The sequence below is a fragment of the Acinetobacter haemolyticus genome (genome assembly GCF_003323815.1).
Lineage (GTDB): Bacteria > Pseudomonadota > Gammaproteobacteria > Pseudomonadales > Moraxellaceae > Acinetobacter > Acinetobacter haemolyticus.
The window spans coordinates 2,009,832-2,034,546 of the sequence record NZ_CP030880.1 but is presented as its reverse complement, the minus strand read 5'-3'; the positions used below and the strand labels follow the sequence as shown (position 1 = coordinate 2,034,546).

Sequence of the window (24,715 nt, the reverse complement as noted above, 5' to 3'; positions counted from 1 at the left end):
AAAATATTTGATATGAATTTATACGAAAATAAGTCATTTATCTCAGCTTTAGCCAATCAAGATATTTATTTGCAAGTATTATGTCTAGAAGATGCTGAAGATATATATTCCGCAATTACTTACTCACTTGAACATTTGATGAAATATCCAGCGACAATACCATGGATATTGAATGAACAAAGTTTAGAAAATACAAAACTATACTGTCTAAATGTCATTAGCAATTTACCAAAGAATCAAGACATTGTTTTTGTGATTAGACAAAGTCACACTCATAATTTTATCGGTTTAGTCGGGTTGCATAATATTTGTTGGGAGATCGCAAAACTTGAGATTGGTTTCTGGGGAAATAGTGCGTTTAGCAAAAGGGGATTAATGAGGAAAGCTATACAATTATTGATATGCATGTTGCAAGAATATTATGATTTTACTTGTATTGAAGCTCATGTTGACCAAGAAAATAAAGATGCAAGAATGTTGTGTGAAAAAAGTGGATTTGAATTGGATACATTAATCCAAAATGGATTGAAGAATCCTATTGATAGTACCTTTCGCAATTTATGTGTTTATCGAGTTTTAAGACTACAAGCGTATTCTCCTTAAGAGATTTAGTTGATCTCACCTTGGATCTTTTTATGTTTGCAATAATGTATTGATTTAATAAATTATAAAATTAAATAGTTAGCCATTATTTAGTCATGGCATTATCAAACAGTTCCGAGCATTTTTGAATGTGGCAACCCGCTAACATCACAGCTTTGGGTAAACTTGCATACATATTGGTGAGATGCTGTTCTGCTGGGTGTTTATAGTCCCAGTACATAAATTGATGAGATCGCTGATCTAGGAAGTTTTGATAAAATGCATTTTGTTTTTGCATCGAGTTTGCGTCAGGTGCAGCATTTTTTCTGTGCTCGTGCGTACCCACTGTAGTCATTAACATGAGTGTTTGATCGCTATTTTCTCTATGATTTAACCAGTCGTTTTGTCGATTTAACAGAGCATAGTGATCAAACCATAATGATGGGCTTGCTGCGAAATAGCGTTGGAAAGTTTGTGGCTGAGTAAAGAAGGTATGTAAAACGAAGAGTCCGCCAAAGGAATGACCAAATAAGCTTTGTTGTTGGGAATTGACCTTGATTTTGGAATGAATGACAGGTTTAAGTTCTTGCTCAATAAACTTGATGAATTGCTCTGCACCTCCATATTGGTATTTTGACTGTTTTTGAAATTCAGTTGATGCTTTTGGGGTATAATCCAGAGCGCGTTTTTTTGTATCGAAAGTACTTTGCATTGGATAGCCAATTGCAACGATTGCGATGGGATCTAGACCTAAACGATTAGCACCTGCACCTACAGATTTAGCAATATTGGCAGCACTGTCGAAGGCTGCATTACCATCGAGTACATACAGTATTGGAAAACCACCATTTGGTGCTTCACCAGCAGGAACAGATATCTGTATCAAATAATCATGTTTAGTATATTTCGAATTCAGTACGAAACTCTGTTGTGTTTGAAATTCTGATTTTGATGTGTTGTTATTTTTATTCAATGATACCGATTGAGCAAAAGTTACGTCTAAGCTGATGAATAAAGAAAAAGTTAAAATACTAAAGTGTCTCAGCATAATGGATTCGATCAGGTTTTTACTTGAATGTAATATATAATGAAACTCATTATCAATAAAGGTCAATTATAAAAAGAGTTAAAACACAGCGTGTTTAATAACATAAAGTCTTGTTATACTAGCTCGGGAAATCAATTCATAGATGAATTGTAATCCATTTTTATAGATGATTTTGCTGAGGCTACATTCAATGGTAAACGATGGACAGAACACATCGACGTCACTTAACTTAGAACAAATTCGTAATGATATTGATAGTGTTGATCAACAAATCCAAGAATTACTAAATCGCCGCGCTTCGTTGGCTGAGGCAGTAGCTAAGGCGAAATTTGCAGCAGAAGAGAATCCATTATTTTATCGTCCAGAACGTGAAGCGCAGGTATTACGTAAAGTCATGGAACGTAATCAAGGTCCTTTATCTGATGCGACGATGGCTCGATTATTCCGAGAGATTATGTCTGCCTGTTTGGCGCTTGAAGCACCACAGAGCATTGCATTCTTAGGACCTGAAGGAACATTTACGCAATCGGCTGTTTTGAAGCATTTTGGGCAAGATGCAATTGTGCGTCCGTTGCCAACCATTGATGAAGTGTTCCGTGAAGTTGAGGCAGGTAGTGCACATTATGGTGTGGTGCCAGTTGAAAACTCATCTGAAGGAATCGTAAACCATACCCTTGATTGTTTTAAAGCATCGACGTTAAATGTCATCGGTGAGGTAGAACTTCGGATTCATCATCAATTTCTTGTGTCAGAAAATACTCGTAAAGATAGTATTAAACAAATCTACGCCCATCAGCAGACTTTAGCACAGTGCCGTAAGTGGTTGGATGCTCATTATCCCGGTGTAGAGCGTGTTGCCCTAAATTCTAATGCAGAGGCTGCACGTCGTATTCGTAATGAATGGCATTCTGCTGCGATTGCATCTGATATTGCGGCGAATATGTATAATCTTGAGATTTTACATAGCAATATTGAGGATAACCCAGAAAATACGACGCGATTCCTTGTGATTGGTCGTGAAAAAATTCCTCAAAGTGGTAATGATAAAACCTCTTTATTGATCTCAGCACATGATCGTGCAGGTGCTTTATTAGAGATCCTTGCGCCATTTGCGAAGCATAAAATCAGCTTAACTAGTATTGAAACGCGCCCAGCTTTACCTGAAAAATGGGCATACGTATTCTTTATTGATTTAGAAGGTCATATTGATCAAGCTAATGTAGCTGCAGCTTTAGACGAAATTCGTCCGATGGTTAAAGAGCTGCGAGTACTGGGTTCTTATCCAATTGCTGTTTTGTAATTTTTGACCGTATGGGTAGGTGGTTTATACATCTATCCATATCAAAATCGTCTTATTAGGCAAATATGTTTTATGTCTCAACCATTATTTAAAAAAGTTGCATTTATTGGACTTGGACTGATTGGGTCTAGTCTTGCTCGTGTGATTGTGGCAGAACAACTTGCATCTGAAATTGTCGCTTCAACACGCTCAAAGAAAACTTTAGATGACGCAAAAGCATTGGGTATTATTCAGGAAGGTTATGCAAATCCTGAAGAAGCTGTTGTAGGTGCTGACTTAATTGTTTTGGCGCTACCTGTGCGTGCAACTCAAAAGGTACTCGAACAGATCAAACCTTATCTGGACCAAAATGCCATCATTACCGATGTGGGAAGTACCAAAGGCAATGTTGTTGAGGCTGCAAAAGCCGTGTTTGGTGAGCGTCTACCGGTTGGTTTTGTTCCTGGACATCCGATCGCAGGTGCTGAACATACAGGTGTGCATGCAGGCAAAGTCGATTTATTTGCAAATCATAAAGTGATTTTGACACCAGTTGCTACAAGTGCGGATTGGGCGGTCGAAAAGCTGATTCAGCTTTGGTCTGCTGCGAAAGCTGAAGTCATCTGTATGGATGTGACCAAACATGATGAAGTATTGGCACACACCAGTCATTTACCACATTTGATGGCTTTCAATCTAGTAGAGCAATTGGCGAACCGTGAAGATAATTTAGATATCTTCCGTTATGCTGCGGGTGGTTTTCGAGACTTTTCTCGAATTGCAGCCAGTGATCCACAAATGTGGCATGATATTTTTTTCGCCAACAAAACTGCGATTTTGAATGCTGTAGAAGGTTTTGAACAGCAACTTTCAGTGTTGAAAAAACTAATCGAACAGGAAGATTCACAAGCGTTAATGGGATTGCTTGGGCATGCTCAAGCTGCTCGTCAACACTTTAACCATATGTTAGCCAAAAAACCTTTGATGGAGAAAAACAAGGTGACACAGCAATTTAGTATTTTACCGGGAAAGAAAACATTTACAGGTAAATTCACCGTACCAGGTGACAAGTCTGTGTCGCATCGTTCAATCATGTTTGGCGCGATTGCTGAAGGCACAACGCATGTGACAGGTTTCTTAGAGGGTGAAGATGCATTGGCAACTTTACAAGCTTTCCGTGACATGGGTGTAAGCATCGAAGGTCCGAAGAATGGTGAAGTCACGATTCATGGTGTCGGTATGCATGGCTTGAAAGTACCTGCAAGCGCTTTATATATGGGTAACTCAGGCACAAGCATGCGTTTGTTGTCTGGTATGTTGTCTGCGCAAAAGTTTGATTCTGTGATGACTGGCGATGCGTCATTGTCTAAACGTCCAATGGAGCGTATTGCCAAGCCACTTCGTGAAATGGGTGCTCAGATTCAAACCACCGGTGAAAAAGGTACACCACCAGTAAGTATTACAGGTAACCAAGCGCTTAAAGGGATTCAATACGATTTACCAATGGCTTCTGCGCAAGTGAAATCTGGAATTTTATTAGCAGGTTTATGGGCTGAAGGTGTAACTTCAGTGACTGAACCTGAACCAACACGGGATCATACTGAACGTATGTTACGTGCCTTTGGGTATGATGTGAAAACTGAAGGCAATAACATTTCTCTTGTGGGCGGTGGTAAGTTAGTCGGTACGAATATTCAAGTTCCTTCTGATATTTCTTCGGCTGCATTCTTTATGGTTGGCGCTGCGATTACTGAAGGTGCTGATGTTGTACTTGAAGCGGTTGGTATCAACCCAACACGTACTGGTGTGATTGAAATCCTGAAACAAATGGGCGCTGATCTGACCGTTGAAAATGAACGTATCGCTGGTGGTGAGCCGATTGCAGATATTCATATCAAAGGTTCTCGTACACTCAAAGGCATCCATATGCCAGAAGATCAAGTACCATTGGCGATTGATGAGTTCCCCGCATTATTTATTGCGGCTGCATGTGCTGAAGGTCAAACTGTGTTGACTGGAGCTGCTGAGTTACGTGTGAAAGAATCAGATCGTATCCAAGTGATGGCAGATGGTTTGAAAATCATGGGTATCGATTGCACGCCAACTGAAGATGGTATCATCATTGAAGGTAAAGGCAAATCTGGCGATTGGTCAGCAATCTTTAATGGTGGTGAAATTGAATCTCACCATGATCATCGTATTGCAATGAGTTTTAGTATTGCAGGTCTGAGAACTGCTGGTGCGATTACGATTCATGGTACTGAAACGGTTGCAACAAGTTTTCCGACGTTTACGGAACTTGCAAATACCGCAGGGCTTGATTTGAAAGTTGTAGAAGCTTAAGCAATTTTTGATTGCACTATAACTTAAAATGAAATCTATTTAAAAACGAGCCAAGCTAAACTTGGCTCGTTTTTATCATATGTAGTAAGAATAGCTTAGAGTTGAAAAAAATAAGTTTAATAGGTCAGTATGTGGGAAATAATCTGAAGTTATGACTTTTTATTCAAATATAATTGAATAAAATCTTTAAAAATTGGAAATTATTGTCAAATACACTTTTAAAAAAATGCAAACAGGGAAATAATAGGTGACTAAATTTCATTACATTGAAAAAGGAATAATAAGATGGAGTTAGATCGTTTCGATAAGCAGATTCTTGAGATCTTAACGCATGAAGATGTGAACCTGAATGAGCTATCAGAACGTATTAATCTGTCTGTGAGTTCGGTGCATCGTCGGATCAAAAATTTGATTGAATCTCAGGTGATGGGACAGCTAAAAAGAGAAATTAACTTTAATAAGCTTGGATTCAGTTTACATATCTTATTGCAAGTTTCTTTGAGCAAGCATGATAGTGAGACTTTTGATAAGTTTTTAGAAGAGCTAGAAGATATTCCAGAAGTAACCAATGCTTTTTTGGTCACAGGGCAGAGTGCAGATTTTATCTTAGAACTTGTTGCGCGTAATATGGATGATTACAGTGAAATATTATTACGCCGTATTGGTAAAATCGACAGTGTTGTCGCGCTACATTCCAGTTTTGTGATCAAAGAATACAACGTCTTTAACTGTTATAAACTTTTAAATAAGCTATAAAAAATGCATCTAAAAAGATGCATTTTTTACTCATCTTGATTGCTTATGCATCAAGCTGTTCTAAGACTTCTTCAGAGAATTCAACGTTGGTATAAACGTTTTGAACATCATCAAGATCTTCTAACATATCAATCATTTTCATGATTTGTTTTGCTTGATCAACATCCGTGATTTCAGCCTTAGTTGATGGGCTCATAACAACTTCGGCATTATCAGATTTTAAACCTGCCGCAGCTAGCGCATCTTGAACCTCACCAAAGCTCTCTGGACTGGTAATGACGAGAATGCTGTCTTCATCAACTTCGATATCATCAGCGCCCGCTTCTAAAGCGACTTCCATGATTTTGTCTTCTAATGAGACATCTTCGAAAGAAATTTCACCACGTTTAGTAAACAGATATGCAACTGAACCATTCGTTCCTAAGTTACCATTGGTTTTACTAAAACAGTGTCGAACATCAGGTACAGTACGGTTTAAATTATCAGTCATCGTTTCAACGATAACAGCAACACCACCGACACCATAACCTTCATAGGTTACTTCTTTTAAATCATCATTTTCTTCACCACCAGCGCCGCGTTGGATTGCACGATTGATGGTGTCACGTGTCATATTGACAGAAAGTGCTTTTTCAACAACAGCACGTAAACGAGGGTTACTCGCTGCATCAGGACCGCCTAATCTTGCTGCGGTAACAATCTCGCGGATATATTTAGTAAAGACTTTACCGCGACTGGCATCTTGTTTCGCTTTACGATGCTTAATATTGGCCCATTTAGAATGACCCGCCATGGAAGTAACTCCAAAAAAATAAAACTCAAAAAGTGCGTGAATATTAGCATAGCAAGGGTTTTGTTGAAAACTCTCACCGCTAACATTCAAAATATAAAATTATGATGAAATCACAAAACTTGATCAGCTAAACTTTTTCTAATTAATTTTGACATCAATATCATATTCAGCATACATCGCTTTAATTTTCTCTAGATCTTGTTGTAGATCAGTAGGGTAGATTTTCCCTAAAATACCACCTTTTTTGGTCCGTGCATTGGCATACATTAAAATGATTGGGACGTTCGCTGCCTTGGCAATATGCCAAAAACCTGTACGGATTGGCTTACGTTCTTCACCATCTTTTGCTCGAGTGGCCTCAGGTGCGATGACAAGATTAAACTGCTCATTCTGATTAAATAGATCAACCATTTGAGTCACGATATCTTTGCTTGCCTTACGATCAACAGGGATACCCCCTAGACGTTCTAGGACAGGTTTTAAGGGCCCTTTAAACAACTCTTTTTTGATCAAAGTATGGATTTTTAATTGCAAAATCTCAAATAGGGCAAGTGATAAGATTGTATCTAGGTTAGATGTATGCTCAAAACCTATAATCACTTGTTTCTTTTCTAAAATGCTAGGATCTACTTCATATTCCCAACCTGTTGCTTTAAATATAGTTTTTCCTAAAAATTTTCTCATGGTCACAACCATTACAACTGAATGACAGCAGTGTAATACGAGTTTTGTAGAAAATACATATCCGCAAATTCCAGATTGAATGAAAATTTGGATGTCTTATAAATGATCAAAAAACGTAATATATGCTTTACTCAATACGCAAAGATCAGATAGAATCAGCGCAGTTAATGATTTTACTTACAATTCTGTATGTTTGATAAAATCATCTGCTTGTAATTTAAGTTAAATTTAACTAAAATTCCGCAGAATTTAATCATAATAATATGATTTAAAGTTATAGGGCCTATAGCTCAGTTGGTTAGAGCAGCGGACTCATAATCCGTTGGTCCCGTGTTCAAGTCACGGTGGGCCCACCATATAAAACAACCACTTAGGTGTACTAATCCTAAGTGGTTTTTTAATGCCACCATTTGTTTAATCACTATAGTTTGGTATCTATCAAATTTGATTTGATAATAATTGTGCTATCACAATATTGTTATAAAATTATTATAATTATTAATAACTTATTTTTTATAGTTACGTAGTCGTTTGGTAAGACTGTTGTGCTTCTCAATTCTTCTTGGCTACTTTTTATGATTTAATAAATACATGAACAACAAGACAAAAAGAGAGAAAAACATGAAAATAGCGTATTTAGGTGGCTTTAAGGATGGAGAGGTTCTTACAGTGCCAATTGATCATGGTGATCCTTTGCAATTAAATTGGCTTATTCAGCATGAAGATATTGAAAAAGCAGAGCAAGATTTAACTGATCATTCACAACGAGATTTTGCGGTTACATTGAAAAAATGTGTAGTGAATTATCATTTGATGATGCTTAAAAAGAGTAAGGAAACTCGGTTTTTTTATGTTGAAGAAGGACTCCCGAGAGAGAAAGTTTCAGAGCAAATGAATCAGCATTGGAATAAGTCAGATACTGTAGGTTTTGACTTTGAATGATAGATGTTTGACATAAATCTATTGATATGTAATTTATATCACATTATGTTTTGGTGATGTGTGCCCATTTTATTTAAAACTGTGCTATAAAACATTATTTTTTGGGTGTTAAATAATTATTTAATAGCACAGTAGTATTAAGTTTTATTTTTCTATATTAATAATAACTAATAATAATTACACTATTATTGTTTTCGGGTCTCCTTTCAATATTAATTTCAATCATATTGTTTTTTTGTGAATTAATTAACAAATCATTTAAATTTGTTGATTCCTTATTTATTTTTTTATTTAAATTGTTGATTAATTCACAATCTTGATGCTGATGTTGCTGAGAACAAGTGTCTTCGACAATTTGTCCAGTTATTTTTATCGTATTGGCTGCATAGCTGGTAGAGGCTATGATTGCTAACGACGCAGATAATATGAGTCTATATATTGTTTTATTCATATTTATGATCCTTTTATAATGAATTAATTATTTATTAACATATAAATTATTATAAAGGCAATCTTAAATATAAGGTGTTGATTGAAATAATTTTTAAAGTGTGAATTAGTTATAGTTTTATTTTTATTTTGATAAGTGTTATATTAATTTTGGTTTGTTATCTTAATCACTTATTTCTTTTATAATGTGAATTTTGTTTAAATTTATTTTTGAGAAGAGAATGATTTTTTTATTTGGATTTAAGCATTGAACAGTGCTTAAAAAAGAAAAAGCCTAATCTCAGGATTAGGCTTTCGTATTTACGCTCTAAATAATATTGCCACAGATATCAGTCGTACCTTGTGGGTAAGTGAACTGTAGAGCATTGCGGTCAGTGATTAGCTCCGATGAGAATTTTTGTTCGTTTTCTGGGTCAAATTCTATTGCCACACCGCTTCGAACATTAAAGCTAATATTCTCCAATATCGCTGGTAGGTTAGATTGATATCCTTTATCTATTCCGTTAAGAATAAAACCGACTTGCTTGCTTTCTTGGTTAATATATATACCTAAGCGTTGATAGCTTATTGGATTATTAGTCATGTTGATGTATTGGAAGTAAGTTGAGGTAGGGCCAGTTCCATCACTAAGTCGAGATGACAAACTATAATTTAAATTTGAAGGGTTTTCCCCAAAATCTGGATCATAAGTTCCTGATTGAAAGCCAAAATTTGAATCCACTGTATAGCCATTTCCTGTTATAGCTCTTAGAGAAATGTCAGAGATGTAGGAAGAATTTTCTGAAAGTTTTTTAGGAACTTTAAGCTGCATTTCTAGTGCTATAATACCTGATTTAGGTAAAGTAAAATCGCCATCATTATTCGTACCACTTAATTGTGCTTTAGTGGTTGAGATGTAGCTGATGTACGAAAATTCTTCCTTTGTAAATGGTAATACTGAAAAACTGAATTTTTGACCATCAATAATCGGAAAGATGGTTATTGGTATATATCCAGAATTTTGATTGTTCCAATTATCGTAATCTTGTTGTGTTGCATCAAAGTTATACTGACACGTTTGACTCTGATTTAAACTACGTAAACTTAAGCTAGTTGATGTTGTTGCTGTAGATTGGGATGTAGTACTGCTACTTTGTGAGCTATTTTGATTTTCACCACAGCCAAGCAGGGCTAAGCTAAGCGTCAATATACCAATTTTTTTCATTGATAGTTCCTATAAGTTAAGTGGTTTTAAATTTTTTAAAAAGCTAAAAGTTCATACTTTTGAATGGATTTATTTTTTATCAAGTGAAAATTTCAGAATTTATAGTTTGATTTTTTAGAAAAAAAGACCTCTTTTAAAAAAAGAGGTCTCGTGAAAAATCAATCATATTCGATAGTTACAGTTGCCATTGCTCGAACTTTTCCTGCTGTTACGTTGGCATTTGTTTGATAATATCGCGCTGTAAGTGGTACGTTATATTCAATAGTCTGGTTAGATTTAACTGTACCTAATTCTAATTTGTCACCTAAACCAATCACGCGATTCTGATTATTATAATTCCATAGAAGTTGAACACCTACACCGTTTGCTTTTGTTGCATTTGGTTCGAGATTTCTTAGGACTTGAGTGTTTGTACCTTCGGTTTGATAATCAAAACTCAAACTTATCAGGTTTTTCTCTTCATAACCTGTTGGGTTTTCACCACCGTTACAAAGGATATTTAGATCAAAGCTTTGCTCACCTTGCGTGGATCCAACACCAGTAAAACCTGATTTTGTGACAGTTGGTAGTGTGACAGCTTTGTTAATATTACCTCGCCATTCACAAGAAGAAGATGCAATAGTAATTGCATTTCCATAAACTGTGCTGGTTAAGAAAGGGCGATCACTTCGACTTCCAGCATAATAAGTACTATATTGTCCAGGAACTAATGTTCCAGAGCCTGTATTTTCTGCGGTTTTAATAATTTCAACTACAAAATAACCCTCAGCAAGAATAACACGAGTTCCAGGTACAGGACGTGTATAGGGGTAATAGCCTGAAAAGTTCGTCGCATTAAATGCTTCACGATAAAGTCGAATACCAATTCCAGGAATATTTGTTGAGTAAATACTATTGCCTAGTGAACTTATTGGACGATTCTGTATTAGCCTCGCTACCATCATTTCGTTACTATTACAATTGATGTACATAGTTTGAGAGTTAGGGCGGATTTCAAATAAAGATTTATTTAGAATTTTGCCAACAGGATCACTAGGTCGAACAACGACACGACCTACAGCCATACTAATGTCTATAGTTGTAAATCCTGATGCTGGTGTACAAGCTGCATTTGCCTCACCATACAAACCAAGACCAGCGGTGAGCAAAACACTGTTTAAGAGTAATTTTTTCATTTACAAACCGCCTCAGTCATTATTAAGTTTTGTTGATCTTGTGCAAGCTGAGCTGTTACATCATAAGTAATCTCACATTGCTCAGTGCTATCATCACCCCATTTTACATACAGTTGATCTTGTGCTTTTTGGGTACGTAAATACACCATGCTGCCTTGAGCAACAATACCAACAGACTCATTATTTTGATCAAATACTTGAGCTGCAAATGGTAGATTTTCACCAGTCGAAGTTTTAGCAGCAATGTAAATTGCATAACCTTTCTTCGTAGAAAAGTCTACTTTCGTAATAGACCCTGCGAATGGGGCAATTCGTTGGCTAGTTTCTTCAAGTTCGACATTTGTAGACATTTCTTGTGGATCTAGTGTGATGTCGTTTAAACGATATGGTGTTACATAAGGAATAACAGCATAGCCATCCTTATTGACACTTAAACCTGTTGTATTATTGACTTTGGCACCTGCTGCATCAGGAGCATAAACCAATACCATGGTTTGACCTTGTTCAGGGCCGAATAAGATACCATCGCGATGCGCAACAATATTTCCTGTTAAACTTACCATCGCTTGTTGATAGGTATCAGCAATACTATAAGATCCACCAACGGTCGTGAAATTGGTGCGATAGCGACCATTTACGTTGAATGTTGGATTGTTATAGTCTTGATGTGACATGGATGAACCATAGCTAAAGCGATCGCCAACAGTACCACTAACACCAACAGTTCTGTTGTTTTGTGATGCATTTGCATTCACATTCATCGAATGTTTCTTAAAGCTCAATGGGAAGGAGAGCGTCATCAAGTATTCAGTGTCACGTGTACGATTATTAGAGCTATAGTCAACTTGTCGTTTGGTTGCAGATAAACCATAAGTTAAACCATGGTAGTTATTACTATAACCAAACTGGTATTGTTTACCGCTTTCATTGCGATTCCAATAATCAACCCATGAACCGACCATGTAGAAGTTACCCCAACCATCAGGAAGACCCTGATTCAAGGTAATTTGAAATTCACTACGTTGTTTACCCACAGCATAGCTGTTGATACCTTTATCTTCCAAATCACGGATTAAAAGTGCATCACGTAATTTGTAATAATTTTCAGTCGAGTATCGATATGCGGCTAAGGTTAAATTGGTACTTGTCGGAGAGATCAGCTTACTATAGCTCAAGCGATAACTTTGACCAGATTGAGACGCTTTTTTCTCAAAGTCAGCTTCAGAATGGGTTACGTCAACTGAAATAGCACCTAGAGGTGTCGCAAAAGCTGTACCTAATAGTGCAGATGCATATCGTTCAGTAGCTTGAAAACCTGTATAACCAGTCAGGTAGTTGTTAATACCGAGTTGGTATTTACCTTGTACAACCCAAGGGTCTAAATCAATATCACGATCTCGGAACTCACCAGCAGTGACCGAGTAGCGACTCATGCCAGGTCTTAGCATTTGAACGACAGAAGCGTAGGGGATTGAAAATGTTTGAATATCACCATTTGATTCAATCACAGAAACTTCGAGTTCACCACCGAAACCTGTTGGGTAGAGATCATTAATTTCAAAGCTACCTGGTGATACAGTCGTTTGGTAAATCAATTGCCCTTGTTGACGTACTTCAACTTTAGCATTTGTTTTTGCATTGCCACGAATACGAGGTGCATAACCCAGCATACTATTTGGCAACATCCGGTCATCACTAGAAAAATCAATACCACGGTATCCAAATGAATCGAAAACTTCACCATTGGTAAAACTATCACCTAATGTAAGTACACCACGATATTGAGGAAATGCACGTTGCAAATAGGTACTTGTAGATTGATAGTTTGATTTACTTTCATTCTCGTTAGGCTGATCTTTCCACTGCCATTGACCATTGTGACGTAATTGCCAGCCAGCAAGATTCGCTCCAGCTGTTAATGCCATAAATGCATTAGTGGTTTCTTTATTGTCATTGCTTCTATTAAATGTTTTATATGCACTACCGCTATAAGATAAAAAGCCAGCATTTACACCACGATCCCAAACACTTGGATCGACATAGCCTTGAGCATTTTTTTGTATCGCAACCTGAGGAATAGAAATATCTACACGCAACTTAGACGTATCAAAATCATAGTATGCATCTTCAATCCATTCATCTATTTTTAGGCAGCTATTTTGTGAAATAGCAGACTGATGGATCGCTAAAGCATCTTGCTTAACACCGTACTCGAGTAAAGTATTAGAGTTGAAGCAGGTAACGGCATTTTGTTTAGGATCGACAGCTTTAAATTGCATACGGCGTTTGCCGAACCATTTACCATTAATATATACGTCTACATTATATTCACCTGGTAATACAGGGTTACCGTACTTAAAGCGTGAAATATCGATCTTTTGCGCATCACCAATCAAAAACGAAGAGTCGAACTCGGCTTCCATCGCATTATTGTTTTTGAGTTCGTCTGCATACACCATCACTGGCACAGTCATGCTGATTATGCCAGAGGTTAGGTAAAAACAAATATGACGCTTTAATAATCTATATGGTGCGTGCTTTTTTGACATAATAAGAATCGCCTATATTGTATAGGTACTTAAAATTATTGGTTATCTGGATGAAAAATGATTATTGAAACTTAATTGGTTTCTCGACACGTCCGCCATAATCATTCACATTGATAAAGCTCATTTTTTCAGTATTGGAGATTTTTAATTGAACACGATCTTCAGAAAATGGCTTTAACATTAAACCTTTGGGTAATAAATCAACTTTTTTATCACCATTGACTTGATAGATTGAAGTCATCGTAATGTGAAAAGGTGTTGGGTTTTTGATGACCACACTTTGACCTGCTTTTTGCCATTGCAGCTTATCGGCTGCTAAATTAGCATCTTCTTTAATACTCGCAGGGCGGTAGAAGAATTTAATTCTTGAACGAATTGCAAGTTGTAAAAAATTATCTGGTACTGATTCGGCACCTTTACCTGTTGGTCGAGGTGGAATATCCAATACGTTTAACCAAAGTACAGATTCTTGCTGTTGATTTAGCTGTGATGCATTTGGTAAAGCTGTAATCCGGAGAGTTTGGCTTTTTGTTGCTTCAACACGCGAAATCGGAGGCGTGATCATAAAAGGAACTTTTGATTGATCAGGTGTACTTTTTGGATCTCCTTCATCAATCCATGCTTGGACTAATGCAGGTTTAGAGCCATTATTACTGAGCTGTAAAGTGACTTCACGTGCATCGGAAGGATAAATAACGCGCGTGCCGTGAATGACAATCTCTGCATGAGTAGCAGTTGCTAACATTGAACAGAGTGCAAAACCAGACAAGAATTTACTACCGTTAAATGACATGTGAAACATTCTCAGAAAAAGGCGAAAGTGATGAAATACAGAGGAGTTTCTATGTTCGAAAACATAGAAACTCAGTTATCAATAGATTATTGATAAATAATTGTGTATTGAACTGAAGTTGTTACTTCACCAGCAGTTGAAGCGCCAGTTGCATAGTATTCAGCATAGTAGTTAAGATCAGCGCTACCGCCTTCTACAACGTCAACCCACTGAGAGTTAGCTTGAGCACCAGTAGCGCCAGCAGCTAATACAGGGATTACTTGGTTGTTGTCACCAAGTAATTGAACGTCAACGTTTTGAGCACCAGCAGCAGCTTGGTTGATTAAACGACCAGTATTGAAATCAACAGTTGCACCTGGTTCGAAGTAAGTTGCAACTTTACCAGCTGAACAGTCTTCCAAGTTGATTTGGAATGGAGTACGACCTGCTACATCACCAGCATTTGCTAGAGTTTGTCTAGAAACAGTAGGAAGAGTAACTGTGAAGTCTTTACCTGCTGGAGTAACGATGTTACAAGTTTTGTCAGTTACTAAACCATTGATTGTAATTGTTCCGTCAGCAGCTTGTACATTTGCAATACCAACAACTGAAAGAGCAGCGATCAAAGCAAGTTTTTTCATAATAATTTCTCAAATACATCAGCTAAAAGTTTGAATTATATTACCTTTTCAGTTAAATTTTTGCGCTGAACAAGTAATGTGCGAAATATACCATTAATTAAACAAAATGCAAACTGTGTCACAAAATGCTTAATTTTTGTTTAAATTTTCCTGCGATCAAATTTAACTGTTTGTTTAATTTTATTTTTTGGTCAAAAAAATCTTCAATATACGGGTTGAGAAATATAAAATTTGGTAAAAATTACAAAAAATTTATTAGCAATAATTGATTGTTTGTTTATTTTTTGTTCAAAATTGGCGGAATTTTATATGAATTTTTTATGACAAATGATTAGGTATTCTTAAAATTAAAATTTTGGGTCATCAAAATGGTTAACAAAAAGCTCAAACTTTTTTTAAGAGTTTTTTAAGATTGTGGGACTAATTTTTAAGCATGAATTGATGAAAAAAACATCGCAAGGAGATATCCATGAACATGCTTTATACCCACAAACCAGACTATTATTTCTTCGCACACAAGTTTGTTCTGTTTTTGCAAGATTATTTAAAGTCTCATCCGACAGAACTCCAAACCAGTTTTAATTTACAAACGATCTATGATTTGTTTGGACATGACCGTGCTTCGAGTACGACTAATCTTGAAGGTATCCTAAACATTGTGGATGAATACGTACTTGAAACCGATCAAGGGAAGCAGGCATTGATTAGTGCTTATCATGTTCATCTAGATAGCCATATTTTGACTTTGCAATTCAACCCTAAAGCAATGCAAAGTCTAATAACAGGTATTCAAATTGAACGACCACTTGCAGCTTAATGTTAGGTGTCTAAATTAAAGCTGAATACTTATATGGTTTAGTCAATTGTTTTAGCTTGAGCTGAATTTATCTAGGCTATTGGTTATGATGTTATTTCATCTTGTGATCAGAATAGCGCTATGGATAAGAATTTTGACTCTGAAACCTATACTGTAGATAAAAATTTGACTGATACTCTGATGTGGCTAATGCATCATCAGGAGGTATTTGATTCATTCCATTTTGATGTGCACTCACAGGAGTTATCCGTTACCCATGCTGCTGGTGTGGATATCATCCGAGAAGGAATGTTCTTAAATGCGAAATATGGCATCTTAGTGACATCAGTATAATTTCAAAACGAGAAAGAAAAAGCCTTGTCAGTTGACAAGGCTTTTGCGTTTATGCGCTCATCGCATCTATTGAGAGCTCTGCAACACTTGGTTTTGGCTTTTCAGCAGTCAAACCTAATTTGGCAAATAACACTTGATCTTTACCTTCGCCAGCATTTGGCGTTGTAAGAAGTTTCTCACCAGAGAACAACGAGTTAGCGCCAGCCATAAATGCCAATGCTTGATCCGAATCACTAAGTGATTCACGTCCTGCTGATAGGCGAATATAGCTGTGTGGCATAATGATACGAGCAACTGCGATAGTACGGATCCATTCCGTTACATCTAGTTTTTCGACATCAGCTAGTGGTGTTCCTTCGATTGGCACAAGCATATTAATCGGTACAGACTCAGGATGAACAGGCATGGTAGCGAGTTCATGCAATAAACCGATACGGTCATTACGACTTTCACCTAAGCCAACAATACCGCCACTACACACTTTCATGCCAGCTTGACGGACATGGTCTAATGTATTTAAACGGTCATCAAAAGTGCGCGTACTGATAATATGTGAGTAGTATTCACGTGATGTATCAAGATTATGATTGTAATAATCCAAGCCCGCATCTTTTAAACGTTCAGCTTGAGATTGATTTAACATGCCGAGAGTCATACAGGTTTCTAGACCTAAGGCTTTTACTTCACGTACCATTTCTAGGACGTATGGCATATCACGCTCGTGAGGGTTACGCCAAGCTGCACCCATACAGAAACGAGATGACCCAGAGTCTTTGGCTGCCTGTGCTTCACGAATTACCTTGTCAACTGCAATACGCTTTTCTGCTTCTAGTTTTGAGTCATAGCGTGCTGACTGGGAGCAATACTTGCAGTCTTCAGGACATTTACCCGTTTTGATTGAAAGAAGTGTGCTGACTTGAATCGTGTTTGCTTGAAAATGTTGGCGATGAACGCGTTGTGCTTCAAAAACTAAGTCTAAAAAAGGTTGATCATATAAAGCTTGGATTTCATCACGAGTCCAGTCATTACGTAGGGTCATTGTTATATCCATGATGATTGATTACAAAGATTGAGATTAATCATACAGAAATCGTGCCAAAGCCATAGGGCAAAAAACATCATTTTTCTATTTGATGAACAGTAGATTGCTGCAATTGTTGTTGAATTGCCCAATCAATATGTACATTTACAATCTCATCGTGCCAAGATTTTGCTTCTTGCAATTTGGCTATGATTTCATCTGAGTATGGCGCATTTCCGAGTCCGATTGCAATATTGCGTTTAAAGGATTGATAGCCTGTACGCCTGATTGGACTACCTTCTGTATTTGCTAGGAAAGTTGCCTCATCCCACCGCCAAATATCGAGTAAGCTGATATTATCTAAGCTGTGTCTAGGGTCAAAATCTGGAATTGTTGCCGTCTTCGCAAAGCCATTCCATGGACATATCAACTGACAATCATCGCAACCGAAAATTCGGTTTCCAATACCAGCACGATATTCTTCTGGAATAATACCTTTATATTCAATGGTTAAATATGCGATACATTTTCTGGCATCTAACATGTAGGGTTCAACAATCGCTTGAGTTGGACATATATCAATACAAGCCGTACAAGAGCCACAATGTGCCGTTGCGGGCTGATCAAAGGGAAGATCTAACGATGTGAATAGCTCGCCTAAAACGAAAAATGAGCCTGATTTTTTATGGATGAGTAAAGTATGTTTTCCAGTCCACCCCATACCTGCACTTTCTGCCAGTGATTTTTCGAAAATTGGAGCTGAATCTGCAAAGGGGCGTGACTCAAAATCGCCCACTTTTTCTTTAATTCGATTGGCTAAGGTTTTGAGTCGTCCACGCATCACTTTGTGATAATCACGACCTCGTGCATAGCGTGCGATAATGGCTGAATTTGGTTCAAATGGTACATAACGGGGCTTAGGGGATGCTACAAGATAGTTCATTCGCACACAGATAATGCTTTTTGTACCTGGAACAAGCAATGTTGGATCTGCGCGCTTTTCTAAGTTCTCTTCCAAATAGTGCATATCTGCATGATAGCCACGCTCCAAATATTCTTTAAAACGTGGTATTTGATCTTGAGCATCTGGTTTGGCAATGACACAATCAGAAAAGCCTAAGTCCAAAGCTTGTGCCTTTATCCAGCTTTTAAGCGCGTGGGGATCAAGCTGTTGAATCTCAATCTTTTGAGAAGCGTTTTTGGAAGAGTGAGTAGAGGCCATAAACCGATAATAAGAGGAAAACCATGCAACGTTTAGTTTACCATAGCCCAGTTTATGATAGTCAAAGTATACAAGCATGGGAGCAACGCTGGTTTGCTCAAAAAAACGCTTCACTGGGGTTGATGCAACAAGCGGCTTGGTCAATAGCACAAGAATTAAATAAACAATTTCTAGTTCAAAAAATTAAACATATCGCAATTTGGTGTGGACAAGGTAATAACGCTGGTGATGGTTATTATATTGCTGCTTTTTTAAAGCAGCAGGGTTTTAAAGTGACTGTGTTTGCAACAGAGCTAGGACATTCTATTGATTTACAACAGGCATTTAATTATGCACAAAGCCAGCAAGTTGATATTCAAACCATTGACTATTTGCTATCTGAACATGAAATAGGGCAAGAATTGCCAATATTTGACTGTCATATAGATGCATTATTTGGGATCGGGTTAAACCGAATGCTTGATCAAAAATGGCAAAACATCATTCAACTCTACAATCTGCAAATAGGCTTAAAAATATCGATTGATATCCCAAGTGGATTACATGCCAATACAGGACAAGCTTTGCCGTGTGCTATTCGAGCAGATCAGACTTTTACGCTATTGGGATACAAAGCTGGCTTGTTTACAGGGCAAGGCAAAGAGTATGTTGGGCAATTACATTTAGTCAGCTTGATTCCCGTTGATAGTGAATTACAGCCGATTGCCTATTTGTCACCTAAAAAAGTCATGCTGCCGAAACGTCAAGCCTTTGGACACAAAGGCAGCTATGGACATGTTCTCGTCATCGGTGGTCATGCTGATATGGGGGGAGCGGTGATCATGTCTGCTGAAGCTGCTTTTCATGCGGGGGCTGGAAAGGTAAGCGTTATTTGTCATGCTAAACACCATCAAGCGATTTTGGCGCGCTCTCCAAACATCATGGTTCGAGATATAAATGCCTTAGAACAAAAAGAGATTGAGCAATTACTAAAGCAAATCGATGCAGTCTGTTTTGGTATGGGTTTAGGACGTGATGAATGGGCTGAATCAATATATTTAAAATGGTTTGAATGCCTAAATCGGCATTCGCATTTACAAGTCGTACTTGATGCTGATGGACTTTGGTTTTTGGCTAAACATCCACAACAATTAAATGCTCATGTTTATGCAACTCCACATTCAGGCGAGGCTGCAACACTATTAGGCTGTACTGCTACAGATATTGAGCAAGATCGTATAGCTGCAATTAAACAGTTACAGCAAAATTTTGCAGGGCAATGGGTGCTGAAGGGCGCAGGGAGTCTAATTTTAGAGAATGAGTTATTTATCTGTACGCAGGGTAATGCAGGTATGGGTACAGGAGGCATGGGGGATGTATTGGCAGGCATAATTGCTAGTTTAAAGGCTCAATTTCATCAACAGGTTGCACTACATGAGATTGTCAGTTTACATGCACAGGCAGGGGATTTACTTGCTGAACAAGGGATTAGAGGCTTACAAGCGCATGAAATGGGCAAAATGATTTATCAAGTGGTGAATCAAACCTTTTAATTTAGCCTAACGCCGTCTAGTACTTGAGCGACTCCGACCACGTGCCATACCACCTAGTGCATTTAAAACGGCCAGTTTAGTCATACTTCCTGAGGCGTGAGCATGACAAATGGCTGCAGCCAGTGCATCCGCAGCATCGGCTTGTGGCTTAATGGTTAAGTTCAATAAGCGCATCACCATCATTTGTACTTGTTCTTTATCAGCAGCCCCATAACCTACAACAGACTGTTTAATCTGGCGTGCAGTATACTCAGCCACTTGTAGATCTAAATTTACTAAAGCTGCAATCGCTGCGCCACGTGCTTGACCAAGCTTTAACGCAGAATCTGGATTTTGCGCCATAAAGACTTGTTCTACAGCAGCCTCTGTAGGGCCATGAAATTTAACAATTCGCTCCACACCTGCAAAAATACGTTTTAAACGCTCAGGCATTTCTTGAGTTTCTGTTCGAATAGTTCCTGCATCTACAAAGCGGAGTTTATTACCGTCTTTTTCGATAATGCCATAACCTGTTAAGCGGGAACCAGGATCGATACCTATAATCAGTGACATGAAGCGCTATTAAAGTATAAGTGTGATGCTATTGTTACATAGCCATTCTAGGACGGCACTCTTTTTTTGTAGAGTTTAGAATCGAAAAGAGAATAATTGATCAAAGATTCAATGCAATAGTTTTATTTTTGCTGATATCTCGATTAAAGCACTAATAAAAATATTCTTCAAAAAATGCTAGACAATGTAAAAAAATTCCAGATTCGTATTATTTTTAAACAATATTTTTAATATTTTACGAATTTTATAGAAAATGTTTGCATTAAATTTGATATGGGCGTATAAAGCTAACTCGCTGATGCGGGGTGGAGCAGTCTGGTAGCTCGTCGGGCTCATAACCCGAAGGTCGTTGGTTCAAATCCAACCCCCGCATCCAAATTAATTTTGCTCTGTGATGTATTGAAAGTAGTTGTTTGAACCATACGTCAAACACATGCTACCTTAGCTTAAATAAACCTAAATATAGCTAAAATTATTAGATTCTAGAAATGTAGTATTCCTCTCTCATCTGTCTAGCATTGTAGTAAATTAAATCGATCACCTGAGCTCAGTAATGAGTATAGTGAATTGAAAATTATTAATGAGTGGCGTATAGCCAAAGCCAGTAATGGCAATGAAATTTGTGTGAAAATCATCCCTTTGAAGCGTCAGCAAAATACGTTGAATGGTTCAAAATGGGTAGAAGTAGGTAAGAAAGTACTGTTGCAGTCTGGTCAAGAAGTTGACTTTAACTTGGATGGTAAAAGCTTTTATGCTTCGGTTAATCAGTTATATCGATTGACTTAGATGGTTTTTGTACTTGAAGTATCTATTTAATAAAGATAGATTGAGTTAAATCTAAATATCAAATCTAGATTTAACTCATAAATGAACAAAGTTTAAAAGGTTTAAAAAGTATGTCTGATACAGTTACTGGCACTGTGAAGTGGTTCAACGAAACTAAAGGTTTTGGTTTTATTCAAGCTGATTCAGGGCAAGACGTTTTTGCTCACTTCAGCGAAATCCAAAGCAATGGTTTTAAAGTTTTACATGAAGGACAACGTGTTTCGTTCGTTCTTGGCCAAGGTAAGAAAGGACCACAAGCGACTAGTATCTCTGTTATCTAATAGAAAATACTTTTAGCGAAAAAAGCCTGCATTTCGATGTAGGCTTTTTTGTTTTATTTTCTTACGATTTTTCGATAATAAACCTCAGAATAGACCGTCATCTTAGACTAGATAGATATTGCGCAAAAAAAGTAAAGTCGTGTATAGTAAATATTAACTAGAAGAATAAGACTGCTGATTCAAAAAATCTTTTCATTTCGTAGTTTAGTCAAACCTTTCGTTTTATCAGATTTCTTCTCAGAGTTTATGATTCCAAGTTGCTTGCTGCTAAGCACCCTCCATTTTTAAAAATAGGTTAAAGATATGTCTAATACTGTTACTGGTACAGTGAAGTGGTTCAACGAAACTAAAGGTTTTGGCTTTATTCATGCAGACTCTGGACAAGATGTTTTTGCACATTTCAGTGAAATTCAAAGTACTGGCTTTAAAGTTTTACATGAAGGTCAAAGAGTTACTTTTACGATCACTGATGGTAAGAAAGGACCACAAGCAACAGGTATTACTGTTGTGCCTTAAAACACAGCAATAGCTTTAAAGAAGCCCGCGATTTGTGGGCTTCTTTGTGTTGATTATGCGAAAAATGATCGCAAGTGATGAGCTGGTTGTATTTAGTTTGATTACCAGCCACTGGCAACAGGTTTTTGGACAGGGTGGATTGGATAGGTAATTGTGACTAATGTAATATTACTACGGTCATAAAAAGTACTCCCTTGTATAAATAAGCAACTATTTACTGCTTTGGAGTTTAAGGCGGCATTTATTTGAATCTTCTCAACTTTATATGAGGCATTGTGTTGAGAAGTATGAATGTTTTGATAATCTTGAGTTGTTCTATTCCATGGGATGTCAAAAAGTTTCTTCATACCACCACTGGCGGTTTTTCCTAACAAGTGATTTTCAACTGAGACTTTCAAAGGGTGTTGTATTTCACATTGTCTTTTTTCTTGAAAAGTTGGGCCATTACCGATGGCATACTTTCCACACATACAATTAATAGCCGCATTAGGATTTAAGTTGATAATAAAATCATCAATTTGAATAGATCCTTCAGTAAAACGTTTTGTTTTTTCAGTGATAGTGGGTTTTCCCATTGCGACAACACGATAAGCTACGAAGAGATCATTAGCGTTAATTTTTTTAGAGCTTAGTTTGTGACTATTGAGGGAGATATTGCTATTACCAAATTTTTTTAGGAGCGCAGATTCTACTTCTGCGGCGTAGCTGCTATCTGTTTTTATTGATATATTGCCGACACTGATTGCTTCATAGAGTACCTGAGTGTTCGCGGAAAGATCTAGCTCAGTTAAGTTTTTGACTGTAACGATTTTAATATCTTCTAATAAAACGCTTGTATGGTTTTGAGCTATAGGTGATAAATTTAAGATCTTATAAAAATTACTTATTATTTCTACACCGAATTGAGTCTTGGAATCAATTGTTGTGTACGACTTGGTGGATATCAGGTTTTCTGGACTGGCTGCTTCACCTGTTGGACCAAAACCTTGTTGCCACTGTGCTCCAACGTTTACATCTTCTCTAGGGATATCCATAATTTTAAATCCCTTAAATTTTTCGAAGTTGCTCGCATTGTTTTCTATTTTCGGCAAAAGTGTGCAGCTAGACACAGCCAGCATTAAAGGTAAAATAATAATAGTTTTATTCATACACTTAACTTCTTTATCTGGCCTTTGCTATGTATTTATAGTGCACTGAATGTTAAGCTTTTTTCAAGTGACATAATTTATTTTTCGGACGAGTAGATTTGGGTTGTAGTGGATGTTTGTGACAAATATTGTCACAAATGAATTAAATTTTTAAAAAAATACATTAAACGGGTATACGACCTTTTGCTAATTTCATTTCATTATTTTTTTAGGCAAATTAATAAGTGTAGTACATTTAAAGAGTGCTAAAGTGATGGAAAACTTAGAATCGTATGCTCATGGGTTTGAGCAAGAGATACATGTACATTGTTGTAAGCGATCTATGGGAACGTTGTTGTTTAGTCTAGTGATTTTGATTGCAACGAGTCTCTGAGAGATAAAGCACCTTCATGGTGCTTTTTATTTATGCAGTATTTCTATTCGTTGAATGAATGATCACCTATATTTATTTTTAATAATCGTGCTTTTTATTTAATATGTAAGGCTTATAGCAAAAGGAATAAGCCAATGGACATTATACAAATAAAAGATTTTTCTGCTGAAAAGGGATATACGAAAGCGATTATTGCAATGGATGAGTGGATAAGCGCAGCACCCTATTTTTATATGATTAAGGATCACTATTTAGTTGATGAGGCTATTCGGCTAGAGTATATGATTATTCAGTAATTAAGCAAAACTATGAGTTTAGATCAGAAATAATACTTTCTGTTTCAAATCATAGACATAATAATTTATCATTTTTGATATCTTATTTTTTTCAAATTTAAGAATTCAAACTTATGAAAAAGATCTTATTTTTAGGTTTAATGATGACTTCACTTGCCGCATGTACATCTACACCAAGCAGTGAAATGACACCACCAAAAATTGGAATGGCGAATCCTGCAAGTAAATATTGTGTTGAACAGGGTGGTCAACTAGAAATTCGCAACGAAGCAAATGGACAAGTTGGTTACTGTAAATTACCAAATGGTCAAGTGGTTGAAGAGTGGGAACTTTTCCGTGCGAGTCAACCTAAATGTTTAGCTGATGAAGCACAAAAATTAGTTGGTCAAACAGGTTTAACGGAAGCACAAATTAAAGAAAAAACCAAATCTGAAATTGTACGTAGTATCGGACCAAATCAACCTGTAACGATGGACTATCGTGAAAATCGTGTTACGGTTACCGTAGATCCAAAATCTAAAAAGATTACCCATGCAAGTTGTGGTTAAAACGTAAATCATGTATGGCTCTCAATTAAAAAT

26 protein-coding genes and 2 tRNA genes are annotated in these 24,715 nt (G+C 37.0%); 15 read left to right on the top strand and 13 right to left on the bottom strand.

Annotation, left to right across the window (positions count from 1 at the left end; genetic code table 11):
* Nucleotides 1–12: 12 nt before the first annotated feature.
* On the top strand, nt 13–603 hold the full coding sequence (locus tag DS737_RS09350) for a GNAT family N-acetyltransferase (protein ID WP_008941536.1): 591 nt from the start codon (nt 13–15) through the stop codon (nt 601–603).
* Nucleotides 604–688: 85 nt separating this feature from the next.
* Here the strand turns inward: DS737_RS09350 and DS737_RS09345 are convergent, their stop codons facing one another.
* A complete protein-coding gene (locus DS737_RS09345; protein ID WP_113997376.1) occupies nt 689–1,630 on the bottom strand; it encodes an alpha/beta hydrolase in 942 nt (313 codons plus the stop codon).
* Nucleotides 1,631–1,820: 190 nt separating this feature from the next.
* Between DS737_RS09345 and pheA the strand changes: the two genes are divergently transcribed.
* The 3 genes from pheA (at nt 1,821) to DS737_RS09330 (ending at nt 6,008) form a co-directional block, all read left to right on the top strand.
* Nucleotides 1,821–2,930 carry a prephenate dehydratase gene (pheA, locus tag DS737_RS09340; protein ID WP_008941534.1) on the top strand — a complete coding sequence of 370 codons (1,110 nt, stop codon included), beginning with the start codon at nt 1,821–1,823 and terminating at the stop codon, nt 2,928–2,930.
* Between the two features lie 72 nt (nt 2,931–3,002).
* Nucleotides 3,003–5,252 (top strand): bifunctional prephenate dehydrogenase/3-phosphoshikimate 1-carboxyvinyltransferase, encoded by a 2,250-nt coding sequence (locus DS737_RS09335; protein WP_008941533.1) that lies wholly within the window; start codon nt 3,003–3,005, stop codon nt 5,250–5,252.
* Nucleotides 5,253–5,537: 285 nt separating this feature from the next.
* Nucleotides 5,538–6,008 (top strand): Lrp/AsnC family transcriptional regulator, encoded by a 471-nt coding sequence (locus DS737_RS09330; protein ID WP_004638699.1) that lies wholly within the window; start codon nt 5,538–5,540, stop codon nt 6,006–6,008.
* Between the two features lie 43 nt (nt 6,009–6,051).
* Here DS737_RS09330 and DS737_RS09325 read toward each other — a convergent pair whose 3' ends face one another.
* Nucleotides 6,052–6,801 (bottom strand): YebC/PmpR family DNA-binding transcriptional regulator, encoded by a 750-nt coding sequence (locus tag DS737_RS09325; protein WP_004638700.1) that lies wholly within the window; start codon nt 6,799–6,801, stop codon nt 6,052–6,054.
* Nucleotides 6,802–6,939: 138 nt separating this feature from the next.
* Nucleotides 6,940–7,497, bottom strand: coding sequence for a 1-acyl-sn-glycerol-3-phosphate acyltransferase (locus DS737_RS09320; protein WP_008941531.1), 558 nt, complete (start codon nt 7,495–7,497; stop codon nt 6,940–6,942).
* A gap of 267 nt (nt 7,498–7,764) precedes the next feature.
* Here DS737_RS09320 and DS737_RS09315 point away from each other — a divergent pair.
* Both DS737_RS09315 and DS737_RS09310 read left to right on the top strand, forming a co-directional pair.
* Nucleotides 7,765–7,841, top strand: a tRNA-Ile gene (locus DS737_RS09315).
* Between the two features lie 265 nt (nt 7,842–8,106).
* On the top strand, nt 8,107–8,427 hold the full coding sequence (locus DS737_RS09310; protein WP_005081038.1) for a hypothetical protein: 321 nt from the start codon (nt 8,107–8,109) through the stop codon (nt 8,425–8,427).
* 157 nt (nt 8,428–8,584) lie between these two features.
* Here DS737_RS09310 and DS737_RS09305 read toward each other — a convergent pair whose 3' ends face one another.
* The 6 genes from DS737_RS09305 to DS737_RS09280 all read right to left on the bottom strand — a co-directional run bounded on the left by DS737_RS09305 (nt 8,585) and on the right by DS737_RS09280 (nt 15,218).
* Nucleotides 8,585–8,878, bottom strand: a complete 294-nt coding sequence (locus tag DS737_RS09305) for a type 1 fimbrial protein (protein ID WP_113997375.1) — start codon at nt 8,876–8,878, stop codon at nt 8,585–8,587.
* A 306-nt stretch (nt 8,879–9,184) separates the two neighbouring features.
* On the bottom strand, nt 9,185–10,081 hold the full coding sequence (locus DS737_RS09300) for a DUF4882 family protein (RefSeq protein ID WP_113997374.1): 897 nt from the start codon (nt 10,079–10,081) through the stop codon (nt 9,185–9,187).
* A gap of 158 nt (nt 10,082–10,239) precedes the next feature.
* The gene (locus DS737_RS09295; protein WP_005081032.1) at nt 10,240–11,256 is read right to left on the bottom strand and encodes a fimbrial protein; all 1,017 of its coding nucleotides are present in this window, start codon (nt 11,254–11,256) and stop codon (nt 10,240–10,242) included.
* On the bottom strand, nt 11,253–13,805 hold the full coding sequence (locus DS737_RS09290; RefSeq protein ID WP_086384328.1) for a fimbria/pilus outer membrane usher protein: 2,553 nt from the start codon (nt 13,803–13,805) through the stop codon (nt 11,253–11,255). The genes DS737_RS09295 and DS737_RS09290 overlap by 4 nt, the downstream gene beginning before the upstream one ends.
* 61 nt (nt 13,806–13,866) lie before the next feature.
* Nucleotides 13,867–14,598 (bottom strand): fimbrial biogenesis chaperone, encoded by a 732-nt coding sequence (locus tag DS737_RS09285; protein WP_004638785.1) that lies wholly within the window; start codon nt 14,596–14,598, stop codon nt 13,867–13,869.
* Between the two features lie 86 nt (nt 14,599–14,684).
* Complete coding sequence (locus tag DS737_RS09280; RefSeq protein ID WP_005081028.1) at nt 14,685–15,218, bottom strand: fimbrial protein; 534 nt, start codon at nt 15,216–15,218, stop codon at nt 14,685–14,687.
* Between the two features lie 469 nt (nt 15,219–15,687).
* Between DS737_RS09280 and DS737_RS09275 the strand changes: the two genes are divergently transcribed.
* Complete coding sequence (locus DS737_RS09275; protein ID WP_113997373.1) at nt 15,688–16,035, top strand: hypothetical protein; 348 nt, start codon at nt 15,688–15,690, stop codon at nt 16,033–16,035.
* 120 nt (nt 16,036–16,155) lie between these two features.
* Complete coding sequence (locus tag DS737_RS09270; RefSeq protein ID WP_004638793.1) at nt 16,156–16,368, top strand: hypothetical protein; 213 nt, start codon at nt 16,156–16,158, stop codon at nt 16,366–16,368.
* Between the two features lie 49 nt (nt 16,369–16,417).
* Here the strand turns inward: DS737_RS09270 and bioB are convergent, their stop codons facing one another.
* Together bioB and queG are read right to left on the bottom strand one after the other, a co-directional pair.
* Nucleotides 16,418–17,407: a biotin synthase BioB gene (bioB, locus tag DS737_RS09265; RefSeq protein WP_113997372.1), complete on the bottom strand. Its 990-nt coding sequence runs from the start codon at nt 17,405–17,407 to the stop codon at nt 16,418–16,420.
* A 79-nt stretch (nt 17,408–17,486) separates the two neighbouring features.
* On the bottom strand, nt 17,487–18,611 hold the full coding sequence (gene queG, locus DS737_RS09260) for a tRNA epoxyqueuosine(34) reductase QueG (protein WP_005090755.1): 1,125 nt from the start codon (nt 18,609–18,611) through the stop codon (nt 17,487–17,489).
* A 23-nt stretch (nt 18,612–18,634) separates the two neighbouring features.
* Between queG and DS737_RS09255 the strand changes: the two genes are divergently transcribed.
* The gene (locus DS737_RS09255) at nt 18,635–20,143 is read left to right on the top strand and encodes an NAD(P)H-hydrate dehydratase (protein WP_113997371.1); all 1,509 of its coding nucleotides are present in this window, start codon (nt 18,635–18,637) and stop codon (nt 20,141–20,143) included.
* A gap of 6 nt (nt 20,144–20,149) precedes the next feature.
* Here DS737_RS09255 and ruvC read toward each other — a convergent pair whose 3' ends face one another.
* Nucleotides 20,150–20,695 (bottom strand): crossover junction endodeoxyribonuclease RuvC, encoded by a 546-nt coding sequence (gene ruvC / locus DS737_RS09250; protein ID WP_004638800.1) that lies wholly within the window; start codon nt 20,693–20,695, stop codon nt 20,150–20,152.
* A 299-nt stretch (nt 20,696–20,994) separates the two neighbouring features.
* On the opposite strand from ruvC, the gene DS737_RS09245 reads away from it, so the two are divergent.
* The 4 genes from DS737_RS09245 (at nt 20,995) to DS737_RS09230 (ending at nt 22,317) form a co-directional block, all read left to right on the top strand.
* Nucleotides 20,995–21,071 (top strand) — tRNA-Met (locus DS737_RS09245).
* Nucleotides 21,072–21,262: 191 nt separating this feature from the next.
* Nucleotides 21,263–21,481 (top strand): hypothetical protein, encoded by a 219-nt coding sequence (locus DS737_RS09240; protein ID WP_004638801.1) that lies wholly within the window; start codon nt 21,263–21,265, stop codon nt 21,479–21,481.
* 110 nt (nt 21,482–21,591) lie between these two features.
* Complete coding sequence (locus DS737_RS09235) at nt 21,592–21,801, top strand: cold-shock protein (RefSeq protein WP_004638802.1); 210 nt, start codon at nt 21,592–21,594, stop codon at nt 21,799–21,801.
* A gap of 303 nt (nt 21,802–22,104) precedes the next feature.
* Nucleotides 22,105–22,317: a cold-shock protein gene (locus tag DS737_RS09230; protein ID WP_004638805.1), complete on the top strand. Its 213-nt coding sequence runs from the start codon at nt 22,105–22,107 to the stop codon at nt 22,315–22,317.
* 101 nt (nt 22,318–22,418) lie between these two features.
* On the opposite strand, the gene DS737_RS09225 is transcribed toward DS737_RS09230, so the two are convergent.
* Nucleotides 22,419–23,465 (bottom strand): hypothetical protein, encoded by a 1,047-nt coding sequence (locus DS737_RS09225; RefSeq protein WP_113997370.1) that lies wholly within the window; start codon nt 23,463–23,465, stop codon nt 22,419–22,421.
* A 507-nt stretch (nt 23,466–23,972) separates the two neighbouring features.
* On the opposite strand from DS737_RS09225, the gene DS737_RS16180 reads away from it, so the two are divergent.
* Together DS737_RS16180 and DS737_RS09220 are read left to right on the top strand one after the other, a co-directional pair.
* Nucleotides 23,973–24,134: a hypothetical protein gene (locus DS737_RS16180; RefSeq protein ID WP_171287583.1), complete on the top strand. Its 162-nt coding sequence runs from the start codon at nt 23,973–23,975 to the stop codon at nt 24,132–24,134.
* A 113-nt stretch (nt 24,135–24,247) separates the two neighbouring features.
* Nucleotides 24,248–24,682: an I78 family peptidase inhibitor gene (locus DS737_RS09220; RefSeq protein WP_005081013.1), complete on the top strand. Its 435-nt coding sequence runs from the start codon at nt 24,248–24,250 to the stop codon at nt 24,680–24,682.
* Nucleotides 24,683–24,715 lie beyond the last annotated feature (33 nt).